Source organism: Pseudoalteromonas sp. MT33b (assembly GCF_014117385.1).
Lineage (GTDB): Bacteria > Pseudomonadota > Gammaproteobacteria > Enterobacterales > Alteromonadaceae > Pseudoalteromonas > Pseudoalteromonas lipolytica.
Genome location: NZ_CP059831.1, coordinates 277,020 through 290,000 on the forward strand (window position 1 = coordinate 277,020; position 12,981 = coordinate 290,000).

Sequence of the window (12,981 nt, forward strand, 5' to 3'; positions counted from 1 at the left end):
GGGCGTGCATCATACCGAAGAATACATGGGATGCAATCTTGATAAGTTAAATCTGCACAAGATTGCATTTAAAGGCGTTAATCTGCTTCGTCTAGTGAAAATAATTGCTCGACAGTTGTATTAAACTGCCGGGCTATCTTTAATGCAATGATCACTGAAGGCGTAAAGCGAGACGTTTCGACCGTACTAATTGTTTTACGTGAAACAGCGATAGCATCGGCTAGCTCTTGTTGCGAAAGCCCTGCGGCTTTGCGATATTTTGCAATATGATTTTGCACTATTGCTCCTAGTCTCTACTTTGCCAAAGAATTGAGATGCCATATATTAAACTCATTTCAGCCAGGTAAAAGGTAGCCATCATGCTATGAGAAACATCTAAAGCTAACTCATCAGACAATAAATACACCGCACCCATACTAAAGAGTAAACCAAGTACAACATGTTTATAGGCAATGGTGTCAATCGTATTTAAAAACTCATCTTTATAAGTAAGGCGATATTTCATTTTCCATGTAAACCCACCTCTTATCACAAACATACAGAATGATCCCAGAAAAGCAGCACTGCCTAAAAACAACAAGGGGGCCGATGTTTGATTAAGCGCAGGGTAAACACTGATAATGAGTAGAGTGATCCCCATAAACACTGAAAACCATGCATTTTGGCTCATAAACTTCTCTTCCGTTTGGATATCTTGCTTTGACATAAATCTTCCTTTTAATTTTAATTGTAACCTCTAGGTATCAATGTACCTTTGGGTATCATCTAGTCAACTATTTAATGTAACCTAAAGGTTTCAAAATATTTCAGCGACGATTCATATTTGTCTACCTAAGCTTGCTGAATAGCCTTTTTATTTGTTTAGCAATGATTTTCGGCTTAACACCCGCTATGATATGAACAATGTTTGCCCATTTTTAAGGATGATTATGAAAACCTTACTAAAGATTATTGGTGTCATATTCGTATTACTAATTGCCTTAGTAATCGCCGCACCGTTTCTTATCCCAACTGATGCAATCTTTAACAAAGTCTCGCAGCAAGTTGAACAAACGACGGGTCGAAGCCTCACCATTAACGGTGATAAAAAACTGTCGGTTTTCCCTTCGTTGAAGCTTGAACTGAATGATGTGCATTTTGCTAATATGCAAACGGGTTCACAAAAAGACATGGCAAGCATGCAACAGTTGGCCATTCATATTCCCTGGATGTCGCTTTTCGGTGGTGAGTTTAAACTTGATAAGTTCGTTATCAACGAGCCAACAATTTTGTTAGAAACTGATAAAAATGGCAAAGCTAACTGGCAGTTGTTTGATGGCGTAGCCGAACAACCAGAGACTGAGCAACAAAAGAGCTCAGGAGCTGTAAATTTGCCTGATAACTTTGATATTCAGTTAGGTGAAGTGGCAATTTATGGCGGAACCTTCACGTATCTAGATGGTAAAACGGGCGCAAAACAACAGATTAGTGACTTAGAGCTGGCTATTTTACTCCCATCACTGCGTAAAACATTAGAGCTTAAAGGCGGGATTACCTATATGGGGGAGCGCTTTGAACTTGATGTAACCCTTGATACACCCGTGAAAGTGATTGAAGGAGCGACTTTTAATGTCAGTACAGAGGTTGATTCACGTTTGGTAGATATGACTTTTAAAGGTGCGATTGCTGAAATGGGTCAAGATGTACAAGGTCAATTGTCTATCAGCGGTGATTCGGTTAAAAATATTGCTAATTGGCAAGGTGTGGACTTAAATGCCAAAGACAATGCTTTTAATGCCTTTAATGTTAAAGGGGCCATGCATCTACAAGGTGACAAATTCAAACTAACAGAGCTTTTGGCAACATTAGATGAATTACAAATCAAAGGTAAAAGCGACATTAACCTTGGTAATCGCTTAGCGGTCAATGCGGATATTGATTTAGGCATGCTCGACTTAAATCCGTACCTTCCAGAAGGCGTTGCAAAAGAGGCACAACCTTTACCTGCAGAAGATGCACCAGCTCAGCCTATCGTATGGGATGATACTAAAATTGATTTAAGTGGTTTAAATGCCTTGGATGCGAGTGTAGTTGTTCGCTCAAGTGGTCTAAAAGCCAAGAAGATCACACTCGGTGAGAACCAATTCACTGTAAACCTTAAAAATGCTGTAGTGAAAGTAAGCCTAGACAAATTTGTTGCTTATGAGGGCAATGGTAAAGGTGTTATTACACTCAATGCAAAGCAAGCTCCTTATGCAATCTCAACTAACTTCGCTTTAGATAAAATCGATGCGCAGCCATTATTAACTGACGCAGCAGGTTTTGATAAGTTAATGGGTAAAGGTTCATTAAACTGGAATTTAACGACAACGGGTCAAAGCCAGAAAAGCTTTATTAATGCGTTGAATGGTAAATTAGCATTTGAATTTGCAGATGGGGCAGTTAAAGGCGCAAACATTGCTGAAATGGTCCGTAAAGCAAAAGAGCTAATCAAAGGTAACTTAGGGGCCGTATCAGAAGGTCTCGATACAGGCTTCGATAACTCTGAGCAAACAGATTTCTCAGCGTTAACAGGCAGCTTTAATTTCACTAATGGGGTGGGTGAAAACCGTGACTTGTCATTATTAAGCCCGCTTATTCGTATTTCGGGGGCTGGTAAGGTGGATTTACCGATGACCAACGTTGATTATCGTCTCGTGACAGGCATCGTTGACTCAATTGAAGGGCAAGGTACCACAGATGACAGCACAGGCTTTAAAATTCCACTGCGTATTAAAGGCCCATTCCATGATGTGGGTTATAGCCTCGATGTGAGTGATGCGGCCAAAGAAGAAGTGAAAGAAAAAGCGAAAGATAAAATAAAAGATAAGCTTAAAGGCTTATTTGGAAATTAATAAAAATTTAATTTAATCCTCAAAGCAGGGCGCATCGGCGCCCTGTTTGTTTTATAATCAATAACAAACCAGTAAACGGTTGTAAGCCCACCTTGATATAGCGACCCTTTATTATAAATTAATTAAAAAATAACCTACCACTTCATTGCTATTGCTGATACAATTGCCCGCCCTTAAGAGACAACTCGTGTGTTTTTTGAGTGGAATTTAACCGAAATGTCTTGATTTTAAACAAAATTAAGGCGTGTTGTAATATCTACACCGGAGGTCATTAACATGATCCAAATGCAAACTCAGCTGGACGTTGCTGATAACAGCGGCGCTCGCAAAGTGCAGTGTATTAAAGTCCTTGGCGGTTCGCACCGTCGCTATGCAGCGGTTGGCGATATCATCAAAGTTTCTGTAAAAGAAGCGATTCCTCGCGGTAAAGTGAAGAAAGGTGATGTTAAAAACGCAGTAGTTGTGCGTACTAAAAAAGGCGTTCGTCGTCCGGACGGTTCTTTGATCCGTTTCGATAGCAATGCGGCTGTTATCTTAAATGATAACTTACAGCCAATTGGTACTCGTATCTTCGGCCCTGTGACTCGTGAACTTCGTACTGAAAAGTTCATGAAAATCGTTTCACTAGCACCAGAAGTACTATAAGGAGTCTATCATGGCAGCAAAAATCCGTCGTGATGACGAAGTAATCGTACTAGCCGGTAAAGACAAAGGTAAGCGCGGTAAAGTGCTTTCAGTTGTTACTGAGTCTGGTCGAGTATTTGTCGAAGGCATCAACTTAATCAAGAAGCACCAAAAGCCTGTTCCTCAGTTGAACCAAGCTGGCGGTATTGTTGAGAAAGAAGCGTCTATCGACGTATCAAACGTTGCGATCTACAACTCGGAAACGGGTAAAGCAGATCGTGTAGGTTTCAAGATTGAAGATGGTAAGAAATTACGTATCTTTAAATCTACTGGTAAAACTATCTAATAGTTGGAGTAGAATGATGGCGAAACTGCATGAAGTATATAAAGACAAAGTAGTGGCTGAACTTCAAGAGAAGTTTGGTTTCAGCTCTGTCATGCAAGTCCCTCAGATCGAAAAGATCACATTAAACATGGGTGTGGGCGAAGCTCTAGCTGACAAGAAGATCCTAGATAATGCTGTTGCAGATCTAGAAGCAATCTCTGGTCAGAAACCTCTAATCACTAAAGCACGCAAATCTGTTGCTGGCTTCAAAGTGCGTGAAGGTTACCCAATTGGTTGTAAAGTAACCCTACGTGGCGAGCGTATGTGGGACTTTTTTGAGCGTTTGGTTTCAATCGCTATCCCACGTATCCGTGACTTCCGTGGTGTAAGTGCTAAGTCTTTTGATGGACGTGGTAACTACAGCATGGGCGTACGTGAGCAAATCATCTTCCCAGAAATTGATTATGATAAAGTAGACCGTGTACGCGGTATGGATATCACTATCACTACTTCTGCGAAAACAGATGAGGAAGGCCGTGCGTTGTTAGAAGCGTTTAACTTCCCATTTAAGAAATAAGGGTAGGGTTATGGCAAAGAATTCTATGAAAGCGCGCGAAGCAAAGCGCACTAAATTAGTTGCTCAGTATGCTGAAAAGCGTGCTGCACTAAAAGCTATCATCAGTGATGTGAAAACATCTGACGATGATCGTTGGGACGCGGTATTAAAGCTACAAGCTTTACCACGTGATTCTAGCTCTTCACGTCAACGTAATCGTTGTAACGTTACGGGCCGCCCACATGGTTACCTTCGCAAATTCGGCATGAGCCGTATTAAAGTTCGCGAAGCAGCTATGCGCGGTGAAATTCCTGGCCTTAAAAAGGCTAGCTGGTAATAGTATCACGGGAGTAAGACTATGAGCTTGCAAGATCCTATTGCGGATTTGTTTACACGTATCCGTAACGGTCAGTCAGCGAAGAAAGTATCAGTAACGATGCCAACTTCAAAACTGAAAGTAGCAGTAGCTAAAGTATTAAAAGATGAAGGTTATATCGCAGATTACGCTGTAAGCGGTGAAGCGAAGCCTGAGCTAGCAATCGAATTAAAATATTTCGAAGGCAAAGCTGTTATTGAAAATATCCAGCGTGTTAGCCGCCCTGGTCTACGTATCTATAAGAAACGTGACGAATTACCTAAGGTAATGGGTGGTCTTGGTATCGCTATCGTATCAACTTCTAAAGGCCTAATGACAGACCGCGCAGCACGTAGTGCCGGCGTTGGTGGTGAGATCATTGGCTTTGTAGCTTAATCGGAGGGGAACTATGTCTCGCATAGCAAAGGCACCAATCAATGTTCCTGCCGGTGTAGAAGTTACATTAAAAGGCCAGGACATCACAGTTAAAGGCAAAAACGGTGAATTAACTCGCACTATCAACGATGCTGTTGAAGTACAAGTTAACGACAACGTTATTACAACTTTACCTCGTGAAGGCGTAGTCAATGCATGGGCTCAAGCAGGTACTGCTCGCGCTCTAATCAACAATATGATTGTTGGTACGCATGAAGGTTACGAGAAGAAGCTTCAGTTAGTAGGTGTTGGTTACCGTGCAGCGGCTAAGGGCAAAGTTTTAGACTTAACTCTTGGTTTCTCACACCCAGTGAATTTCGAAGTACCTGAAGGTATTACGATTGAAACACCAAGCCAAACAGAAGTTCTAGTTAAGGGCGTAGACAAGCAGTTAGTTGGTCAAACAGCTGCTAACATCCGTGCATACCGTAAACCTGAGCCTTATAAAGGTAAAGGTGTTCGTTACGCGGACGAGAATGTACGCCGTAAAGAGGCTAAGAAGAAGTAAGGTAAGACGATGGATAAAAAAACAGCTCGTCTACGTCGTGCTAAGCGCACTCGTAGAAATTACATTGAACAAGGCACAACGCGTCTTGTTATCCACCGCACGCCACGTCACATTTACGCTCAAGTAGTTACTGCTGAGGGTACTGTACTGGCTGCTGCTTCTACTGTTGAAAAAGCAATTAGCGAAACAGTTAAAGGCACAGGTAACGTAGCAGCTGCTCAAGCAGTTGGTAAAGCGGTTGCTGAACGTGCAGCTGACAAAGGCATCGAAAAGATTGCTTTTGATCGCAGTGGCTTTAAATATCACGGCCGTGTGAAGGCGCTTGCTGATGCAGCGCGTGAAGCCGGTTTGCAATTCTAGGAGTAGACAATGGCTAACGTAGAAGCAAAGCAACAACAGCCTGATTTGGCTGAAAAGCTAATCGCGGTAAACCGTGTGTCTAAAGTGGTTAAAGGTGGTCGTATCTTTAGCTTCACTGCACTAACTGTAGTTGGTGACGGCGCAGGTAAAGTAGGTTTCGGTTATGGTAAAGCACGTGAAGTTCCAGCTGCTATTCAAAAAGCAATGGAAAAAGCACGTCGTAACATGATCAGTGTAGACCTAAACGGTAACACGCTACAGCACCCAATCAAGGGTCGCCACGCGGGTTCTAAAGTATACATGCAGCCTGCTTCAGAAGGTACAGGTATCATCGCCGGTGGTGCGATGCGTGCAGTACTAGAAGTAACTGGTGTACAGAACGTATTGTCAAAAGCATACGGTTCAACTAACCCGATCAATATCGTTCGTGCAACGATTGCAGCTCTAGAGAACATGAACTCTCCAGAGTCAATCGCTGCTAAACGTGGTCTTAGCGTAGACGAAATCACGGGGTAAACCATGGCTAATAAAACTGTTAAAGTAACACAAGTAAAGAGCTCTATCGGTCGTTTACCGAAGCATAAAGCTACATTACGCGGTCTTGGTTTACGTCGTATCAATCACACTGTTGAGTTAGAAGACACAGCATGTGTGCGTGGTATGATTAACCAAGTTTCTTACATGGTAAAGGTTGAGGGTTAATTCGATGCGTTTGAATACACTTTCACCTGCTGCTGGTGCAAAAACTGAAAAGAAACGTCTAGGTCGTGGTATTGGTTCTGGTCTTGGTAAGACTGGTGGCCGTGGTCATAAAGGCCAAAAATCACGTTCTGGCGGTAAAGTACGCGTTGGTTTCGAAGGCGGTCAAATGCCTATGCAACGTCGTCTACCTAAATTTGGTTTCACTTCACGTAAATCATTAGTATCTACTGAAGTAAACCTTTTTGAAATCGCTAAAGTTGAAGGCGATGTAGTAGACGTAAACGCGTTACAAGCAGCTGGTCTAGTTAAAAAGAACATCCAGTTCGTTAAAGTAGTAAAATCTGGCGAAGTTTCACGCGCAGTTACCGTTAAAGGTCTTAAAGTGACCAAAGGTGCTCGCGAAGCTATCGAAGCTGCCGGAGGCAAGGTAGAAGACTAAGGAAGTACTAATGGCTAAACCAGGTCAAGATATGAAAAGTGCACAAAGTGGGCTTTCGGAATTGAAGCGTCGATTACTATTTGTATTGGGTGCTATCATTATTTACCGTCTAGGTTCATTCGTGCCGATCCCTGGGATTGACGCCGCTGTACTTGCCGATTTCTTCGAGCAACAAAAGGGCACCATTGTTGAAATGTTTAACATGTTCAGCGGTGGTGCGCTTGAGCGCGCTTCAGTGTTGGCACTGGGTATTATGCCGTATATCTCGGCTTCGATTATTACGCAACTATTAACGCATATGTATCCGCCGTTTATAGAGCTTAAGAAAGAAGGCGAGCAAGGGCGTAAGAAAATCAGCCAGTATACACGCTATGGCACGCTTGTGCTTGCTACTATCCAATCAATCGGTATTGCCACAAGCTTACCGGGTATGATGGACGGGTTAGTTGTTAACCCTGGTATCGGTTTCTACTTCACTGCTGTAGTGAGTTTAGTTACCGGTACTATGTTCCTTATGTGGTTGGGCGAGCAAATTACAGAACGCGGTATCGGTAACGGTATTTCAGTTCTGATTTTTGTTGGTATCGTAGCAAACCTGCCGTCTGCTATTGGTTCGACAGCCGAAATGGCGCGCCAAGGTGATCTGAATGTACTTGTACTGTTATTGATTGCTGTAATCGTATTCGCTGTTACTTACCTCGTTGTATTCTTCGAGCGTGGTCAACGTCGTATCGTCGTTAACTATGCTAAGCGTCAACAAGGTCGTCAGGTATTTGCTGCTCAAAGCACGCACTTACCGCTGAAAGTAAACATGGCGGGTGTTATTCCACCAATCTTTGCTAGCAGTATAATTCTGTTCCCTGGTACAATTGCAAGCTGGTTCGGCCAGGGTGAAGGTCCGGTCGCTGATGTGCTACAAGCAATCGCTACAACATTGACTCCAGGTCAACCGTTATATGCGATGGTTTTAGCTGCGGCTATTATCTTCTTCTGCTTTTTCTACACCGCGTTGGTATTTAACCCGCGTGAAACAGCAGATAACCTGAAAAAATCTGGCGCATTTATCCCAGGTATTCGTCCAGGTGAGCAGACATCTAAATACATTGATAAAGTGATGACACGCCTGACATTGGCAGGTGCTTTGTATATAACCTTTATCTGTCTGGTGCCCGAATTCATGACTATGGCATGGCAAACGCCATTCTATTTCGGCGGTACATCAATTTTGATTATCGTTGTTGTAATCATGGACTTTATGGCACAAGTACAGACGCATCTGATGTCACATCAGTATGATTCTGTGCTGAAAAAAGCAAACCTTAAAGGCTACGGCCGATAAGGTCAGTTTACGGAGTTGAGCAATGAAAGTACGTGCTTCCGTTAAGAAAATATGCCGTAACTGTAAAGTTATTAAACGTGCTGGTGTAGTACGCGTAATTTGCAGTGAGCCTAAGCATAAGCAAAGGCAAGGCTAATTAAACAGTCGTGCAGGCTGAGTTATTTACTCGGCCTGTGTTTTTAGTTGTGATTTGGTCTTCGTTTGAGTATCCTTACGGGCTTTTCAAACAGATGATAACCAAATTCAAATATAGGAGATGTGTTAGTGGCCCGTATCGCTGGCATTAACGTCCCTGATCATAAACATGCAGTTATCGGTTTAACTGCTATTTATGGCATAGGTAAGACTCGCTCTAAGGCTATCTTAGCAGCGACTGGTATCGCCGAGACCACAAAAATCGGTGAGCTTTCAGACGAAACACTTGACGTATTGCGTGAAGCAGTTGGCAAGTACACTGTAGAAGGTGACCTTCGTCGTGAAGTTACATTAAATATCAAGCGCCTTATGGACCTTGGTTGTTTCCGTGGCCTACGTCACCGTCGTTCGTTACCACTACGTGGTCAACGTACTAAGACTAACGCGCGTACTCGTAAGGGTCCTCGCAAGCCTATCAAGAAATAAGGTGGGGTAGATTATGGCTAAAGCACCAATTCGTCGTAAGAAGGTTAAAAAGCAAGTTGCTGATGGTATGGCTCATGTTCATGCTTCTTTCAACAACACTATTGTAACAATTACCGACCGTCAAGGTAATGCACTATCATGGGCTACTGCCGGTGGTTCAGGTTTCCGTGGTTCACGTAAATCTACTCCATTTGCTGCTCAGGTTGCTGCAGAGCGTGCAGGTACTGCTGCTCAAGAATACGGTTTAAAAAATCTAGAAGTTTTCATTAAAGGTCCAGGTCCAGGTCGTGAATCTGCTGTACGTGCTTTGAATGCTGCTGGTTACCGTATCACCAACATCACTGACGTGACGCCAATCCCTCATAATGGTTGTCGTCCACCGAAGAAACGTCGCGTTTAACAATAGGTTAGGAGAAATAACATGGCAAGATATTTGGGCCCTAAGCTCAAGCTGAGTCGTCGTGAAGGTACTGACCTGTTCCTTAAGAGCGGCGTAAGAGCTATCGACTCTAAGTGTAAACTTGAGACTGCACCTGGTCAGCACGGCGCTCGTAAAGGTCGCTTATCTGATTACGGTTTACAGTTACGTGAAAAGCAAAAAGTACGTCGTATCTACGGTGTATTAGAAAAGCAATTCCGTAACTACTACAAAGAAGCTGCTCGCCTTAAAGGTAATACAGGTGAAAACTTGTTACAGCTTTTAGAGCAACGTTTAGACAATGTTGTATATCGCATGGGTTTTGCTAGCACACGTGCAGAAGCACGTCAGTTAGTTAGCCACAAAGCGATCTTAGTTAATGGTCGTGTTGTGAATATTCCTTCATACGTAATTACACCAGAAGATACTGTTGTAATTCGTGAGAAGTCTAAAACACAAGCACGTATCATCGCTGCTCTAGAGTTGGCTGAGCAACGTGAAAAGCCGACTTGGGTTGAAGTTGACGGTAAGAAAATGGAAGGTAGCTTCAAGCGCCTACCTGAGCGTTCAGATCTGTCTGCGGACATTAACGAACAACTAATCGTCGAACTTTACTCTAAGTAAAGTTAAGAGTTAAGAGAGGATAAAATGCAGGGTTCTGTTACCGAATTCCTAAAACCAAGGTTAGTCGATATCGACGCTATCAACCCAACGCGTTCTAAAGTAGTTTTAGAACCATTAGAGCGTGGCTTCGGTCATACTCTGGGTAATGCCTTACGCCGTATACTGTTATCATCTATGCCTGGATGTGCAGTAACTGAAGTAGAAATCGACGGTGTATTGCATGAGTACAGCGCGAAAGAGGGCGTACAAGAAGACATCATTGAAATTCTGTTAAACCTTAAAGGTCTAGCAGTAACTTTAGAAGGCAAAGATGAAGTTTTTCTGACCCTGACTAAATCTGGTGTAGGCCCTGTGACTGCGGCTGATATTCAGCACGATGGTGATGTAACTATCGCCAACCCAGATCACGTTATCTGTCACCTAACGACAGATAGCAGCGAGATCAGCATGCGTATTCGTGTTGAGCGCGGTCGCGGTTATGTGCCGGCATCTAGTCGTTTATCCTCTGATGACGATGAGCGTCCAATTGGTCGATTGCTGCTTGATGCATCATTCAGCCCAGTTGAACGTATTGCGTACTCGGTTGAATCAGCCCGTGTTGAGCAACGTACAGACTTAGACAAGTTAATCATTGATATGGAAACGAACGGCACTTTAGATCCTGAAGAAGCGATCCGCCGTGCGTCTACTATCTTAGCTGAGCAATTAGATGCATTCGTAGATTTACGTGATGTAACTGAGCCAGAAGAGAAAGAAGAGAAGCCAGAATTCGATCCTATTCTACTTCGTCCAGTTGATGATCTTGAACTAACAGTACGTTCAGCAAACTGTTTGAAAGCCGAGCAAATTCAATATATCGGTGATTTAGTTCAGCGCACTGAAGTTGAGCTTCTTAAAACGCCTAACTTAGGTAAGAAGTCTCTAACTGAAATTAAAGACGTGCTAGCTTCACGTGGTCTATCTCTAGGTATGCGCCTAGAAAATTGGCCGCCTGCAAGCCTAGCTGAATAATCTAAATCACTATATTAGTTTAGTTAGAAGGATAGGGTCATGCGCCATCGTAAGAGTGGTCGTCAATTAAACCGTAACAGCAGCCATCGCAAAGCGATGTTCAGCAACATGGCTGGTTCTTTGGTGAAACATGAAATCATCAAAACAACTTTGCCTAAAGCGAAAGAGTTGCGCCGTGTAATTGAACCTTTAATCACACTGGCTAAGACTGACAGTGTAGCAAACCGCCGTTTAGCGTTTGCTCGCACGCGTGATAATGAAGTAGTTGGCAAATTGTTCAGCGAAATCGGTCCTCGTAATACAGACCGTCCAGGTGGTTACACTCGTATTCTTAAGTGTGGCTTCCGTGCTGGTGACAATGCACCAATGGCTTATATTGAACTAGTTGGTCGCCCAGCGACAAACGAAGAAGTTCAAGAAGACGCACAGTCTGCAGAGTAAGTCGTAAAGACACCAAAAAGCCGAGCTTATGCTCGGCTTTTTACTTTGTTGGTATGCGATCTATTGCCATCTAATTTCTCAGTAAATTGTGGTCAGGTATCTTATAAACAGCAACCCCCTCTTTTTTAGGCACGTTTCGTCCACTCTATTCTTTTCACCAGCAGATTCTTTTCACCAGCAGATTCTTTTCACCAGCAGATTCTTTTCGACAGTTAGCTCTTTTAGACATTCGATAACGCTTACCATTTATTATTAATAGCCACATTTCTGCTTGGTACTTATATTAATCCGCAATAATACTTAATCATTTTGAGTTATTAAACCAGTCGCTAGCTGCGTTAAAAATGTCTGATTTACGACTGCATAGATGCAGGAGGTAGAGCAATTGCCGAGAACACCTCAATAACGACATTTTTGCCTTGTTATTAACGCGGTTTTATTGCTTCAAAATAGACCACTTAATTAAGCACAATGGTATAAAAATGAGATCAAGGCGAGTAATGAATCTTTACCATTAGAACAATCATCGGCTTTAAAGTTTAGTCTGTTTAATGGTCTTATTTATAGAGCGTTGAGCTCGCTAAGTCGTATTACAACGATCAGTAAATAGCAGAAGCTCATGGTAGTGAATAGATTAGTTTTGATGAACTTATCATTGTCGATACTTATAACGATATAGAACGTGTAACTACATCGAACATGTAACTAAATCGAACATACGCAAGAATGGCCTATTACCAGAATACTGTATCAGCTAGATGTGATGATATACATTTTCACGATTTGAATTTTAGTTGAGCCCTTATTACAAACTTAATGATGCAGTTTTATTTGGTTTGGGGGGAAGACATGCAAGTATAGAATGATTTCGCTGAGTCAAAGAGTGTTAAACCAACTAGTGTGTTGGTACGTTCGGTCAAAAAACACATACCCTCAATTAAATAGTGCGAGGAGTTTGAAAGTAGTGTGGTTGAACTAAGGTACCTTTCGCCTGAACATAACATTCCATTAAGCAGAATATAAATCGACACAATATGAAGTGTATAGTGTTGGGAGCAGCTAGCATTCATGAGAACAATAAAACTGATGGAAGCTACTTCGGCACTTTCTATCATGAGCCCTTTTAGTGTCTTTAGCTCGTGAGCGCTACTAATATAAAGTGTTAATGTTCTAAACAGTGTTTAAGCTTGGGTTATTTTGCGTACTTTGTCGGTTATTTAGATCTGCAGCGACAGCTATAAAACCTCAATCTGTGTGTTTATCTTTTATCGGTTTCTACATATCTTTGTTCAAATTATACTTCTTAACGAGGTTTTAGTATTGTTTTTACCCGTTTCGTTCGTATTTTGC

The 12,981-nt window shown here is 42.4% G+C and carries 20 protein-coding genes; 18 read left to right on the forward strand and 2 right to left on the reverse strand.

All coding sequences use genetic code 11. The annotated features are described in order from the left end of the window. Positions 1-77: 77 nt before the first annotated feature. Both H3302_RS01315 and H3302_RS01320 read right to left on the reverse strand, forming a co-directional pair. Entirely contained in the window at positions 78-278 is a 201-nt protein-coding gene (locus H3302_RS01315; protein WP_036974038.1) for a helix-turn-helix transcriptional regulator, read from the reverse strand. An 8-nt stretch (positions 279-286) separates the two neighbouring features. Then, complete coding sequence (locus tag H3302_RS01320) at positions 287-706, reverse strand: hypothetical protein (RefSeq protein ID WP_036974036.1); 420 nt, start codon at positions 704-706, stop codon at positions 287-289. Positions 707-929: 223 nt separating this feature from the next. On the opposite strand from H3302_RS01320, the gene H3302_RS01325 reads away from it, so the two are divergent. From H3302_RS01325 to rplQ, 18 genes are all read left to right on the forward strand, one after another. Continuing rightward, complete coding sequence (locus H3302_RS01325) at positions 930-2,873, forward strand: AsmA family protein (RefSeq protein WP_182396058.1); 1,944 nt, start codon at positions 930-932, stop codon at positions 2,871-2,873. 276 nt (positions 2,874-3,149) lie between these two features. Then, complete coding sequence (gene rplN, locus H3302_RS01330; protein WP_010378257.1) at positions 3,150-3,518, forward strand: 50S ribosomal protein L14; 369 nt, start codon at positions 3,150-3,152, stop codon at positions 3,516-3,518. A 10-nt stretch (positions 3,519-3,528) separates the two neighbouring features. After that, complete coding sequence (gene rplX / locus H3302_RS01335) at positions 3,529-3,843, forward strand: 50S ribosomal protein L24 (protein ID WP_036974032.1); 315 nt, start codon at positions 3,529-3,531, stop codon at positions 3,841-3,843. A 16-nt stretch (positions 3,844-3,859) separates the two neighbouring features. Beyond that, positions 3,860-4,399 (forward strand): 50S ribosomal protein L5, encoded by a 540-nt coding sequence (rplE, locus tag H3302_RS01340; protein ID WP_036974030.1) that lies wholly within the window; start codon positions 3,860-3,862, stop codon positions 4,397-4,399. Between the two features lie 10 nt (positions 4,400-4,409). Further along, positions 4,410-4,715 (forward strand): 30S ribosomal protein S14, encoded by a 306-nt coding sequence (gene rpsN, locus H3302_RS01345; RefSeq protein WP_036974028.1) that lies wholly within the window; start codon positions 4,410-4,412, stop codon positions 4,713-4,715. Positions 4,716-4,736: 21 nt separating this feature from the next. Continuing rightward, complete coding sequence (rpsH, locus tag H3302_RS01350) at positions 4,737-5,129, forward strand: 30S ribosomal protein S8 (RefSeq protein ID WP_036974026.1); 393 nt, start codon at positions 4,737-4,739, stop codon at positions 5,127-5,129. 13 nt (positions 5,130-5,142) lie between these two features. Beyond that, on the forward strand, positions 5,143-5,676 hold the full coding sequence (gene rplF, locus H3302_RS01355; protein ID WP_036974024.1) for a 50S ribosomal protein L6: 534 nt from the start codon (positions 5,143-5,145) through the stop codon (positions 5,674-5,676). 9 nt (positions 5,677-5,685) lie between these two features. Next, positions 5,686-6,036 (forward strand): 50S ribosomal protein L18, encoded by a 351-nt coding sequence (gene rplR / locus H3302_RS01360; protein ID WP_036974021.1) that lies wholly within the window; start codon positions 5,686-5,688, stop codon positions 6,034-6,036. A gap of 9 nt (positions 6,037-6,045) precedes the next feature. Then, positions 6,046-6,552, forward strand: a complete 507-nt coding sequence (gene rpsE, locus H3302_RS01365; protein WP_036974018.1) for a 30S ribosomal protein S5 — start codon at positions 6,046-6,048, stop codon at positions 6,550-6,552. Between the two features lie 3 nt (positions 6,553-6,555). Beyond that, positions 6,556-6,738 (forward strand): 50S ribosomal protein L30, encoded by a 183-nt coding sequence (gene rpmD, locus H3302_RS01370; RefSeq protein ID WP_016710201.1) that lies wholly within the window; start codon positions 6,556-6,558, stop codon positions 6,736-6,738. A gap of 4 nt (positions 6,739-6,742) precedes the next feature. Next, positions 6,743-7,177 carry a 50S ribosomal protein L15 gene (rplO, locus tag H3302_RS01375; RefSeq protein WP_036974015.1) on the forward strand — a complete coding sequence of 145 codons (435 nt, stop codon included), beginning with the start codon at positions 6,743-6,745 and terminating at the stop codon, positions 7,175-7,177. A gap of 10 nt (positions 7,178-7,187) precedes the next feature. Beyond that, complete coding sequence (gene secY, locus H3302_RS01380) at positions 7,188-8,516, forward strand: preprotein translocase subunit SecY (protein ID WP_036974013.1); 1,329 nt, start codon at positions 7,188-7,190, stop codon at positions 8,514-8,516. A 22-nt stretch (positions 8,517-8,538) separates the two neighbouring features. Further along, positions 8,539-8,652, forward strand: coding sequence for a 50S ribosomal protein L36 (gene rpmJ, locus H3302_RS01385; protein WP_002959476.1), 114 nt, complete (start codon positions 8,539-8,541; stop codon positions 8,650-8,652). Between the two features lie 128 nt (positions 8,653-8,780). Beyond that, positions 8,781-9,137: a 30S ribosomal protein S13 gene (rpsM, locus tag H3302_RS01390; RefSeq protein ID WP_036974011.1), complete on the forward strand. Its 357-nt coding sequence runs from the start codon at positions 8,781-8,783 to the stop codon at positions 9,135-9,137. Positions 9,138-9,150: 13 nt separating this feature from the next. Next, a complete protein-coding gene (gene rpsK / locus H3302_RS01395) occupies positions 9,151-9,537 on the forward strand; it encodes a 30S ribosomal protein S11 (RefSeq protein ID WP_036974009.1) in 387 nt (128 codons plus the stop codon). A 21-nt stretch (positions 9,538-9,558) separates the two neighbouring features. Beyond that, entirely contained in the window at positions 9,559-10,179 is a 621-nt protein-coding gene (rpsD, locus tag H3302_RS01400; RefSeq protein WP_036974007.1) for a 30S ribosomal protein S4, read from the forward strand. A gap of 24 nt (positions 10,180-10,203) precedes the next feature. Then, the gene (locus tag H3302_RS01405) at positions 10,204-11,190 is read left to right on the forward strand and encodes a DNA-directed RNA polymerase subunit alpha (RefSeq protein WP_004589198.1); all 987 of its coding nucleotides are present in this window, start codon (positions 10,204-10,206) and stop codon (positions 11,188-11,190) included. Between the two features lie 39 nt (positions 11,191-11,229). Continuing rightward, positions 11,230-11,631 carry a 50S ribosomal protein L17 gene (gene rplQ / locus H3302_RS01410; protein ID WP_004589197.1) on the forward strand — a complete coding sequence of 134 codons (402 nt, stop codon included), beginning with the start codon at positions 11,230-11,232 and terminating at the stop codon, positions 11,629-11,631. Positions 11,632-12,981: the final 1,350 nt, after the last annotated feature.

Excerpts from the sequence above, each read along its gene's own strand:
- H3302_RS01320 (WP_036974036.1), bottom strand. The coding sequence starts at position 706 with ATGTCAAAGCAAGATATCCAAACGGAAGAGAAGTTTATGAGCCAAAAT.
- H3302_RS01325 (WP_182396058.1), top strand. The coding sequence starts at position 930 with ATGAAAACCTTACTAAAGATTATTGGTGTCATATTCGTATTACTAATT.
- rplN (WP_010378257.1), top strand. The coding sequence starts at position 3,150 with ATGATCCAAATGCAAACTCAGCTGGACGTTGCTGATAACAGCGGCGCT.
- rplX (WP_036974032.1), top strand. The coding sequence starts at position 3,529 with ATGGCAGCAAAAATCCGTCGTGATGACGAAGTAATCGTACTAGCCGGT.
- rplE (WP_036974030.1), top strand. The coding sequence starts at position 3,860 with ATGGCGAAACTGCATGAAGTATATAAAGACAAAGTAGTGGCTGAACTT.
- rpsN (WP_036974028.1), top strand. The coding sequence starts at position 4,410 with ATGGCAAAGAATTCTATGAAAGCGCGCGAAGCAAAGCGCACTAAATTA.
- rpsH (WP_036974026.1), top strand. The coding sequence starts at position 4,737 with ATGAGCTTGCAAGATCCTATTGCGGATTTGTTTACACGTATCCGTAAC.
- rplF (WP_036974024.1), top strand. The coding sequence starts at position 5,143 with ATGTCTCGCATAGCAAAGGCACCAATCAATGTTCCTGCCGGTGTAGAA.
- rplR (WP_036974021.1), top strand. The coding sequence starts at position 5,686 with ATGGATAAAAAAACAGCTCGTCTACGTCGTGCTAAGCGCACTCGTAGA.
- rpsE (WP_036974018.1), top strand. The coding sequence starts at position 6,046 with ATGGCTAACGTAGAAGCAAAGCAACAACAGCCTGATTTGGCTGAAAAG.
- rpmD (WP_016710201.1), top strand. The coding sequence starts at position 6,556 with ATGGCTAATAAAACTGTTAAAGTAACACAAGTAAAGAGCTCTATCGGT.
- rplO (WP_036974015.1), top strand. The coding sequence starts at position 6,743 with ATGCGTTTGAATACACTTTCACCTGCTGCTGGTGCAAAAACTGAAAAG.
- secY (WP_036974013.1), top strand. The coding sequence starts at position 7,188 with ATGGCTAAACCAGGTCAAGATATGAAAAGTGCACAAAGTGGGCTTTCG.
- rpmJ (WP_002959476.1), top strand. The coding sequence starts at position 8,539 with ATGAAAGTACGTGCTTCCGTTAAGAAAATATGCCGTAACTGTAAAGTT.
- rpsK (WP_036974009.1), top strand. The coding sequence starts at position 9,151 with ATGGCTAAAGCACCAATTCGTCGTAAGAAGGTTAAAAAGCAAGTTGCT.
- rpsD (WP_036974007.1), top strand. The coding sequence starts at position 9,559 with ATGGCAAGATATTTGGGCCCTAAGCTCAAGCTGAGTCGTCGTGAAGGT.
- H3302_RS01405 (WP_004589198.1), top strand. The coding sequence starts at position 10,204 with ATGCAGGGTTCTGTTACCGAATTCCTAAAACCAAGGTTAGTCGATATC.
- rplQ (WP_004589197.1), top strand. The coding sequence starts at position 11,230 with ATGCGCCATCGTAAGAGTGGTCGTCAATTAAACCGTAACAGCAGCCAT.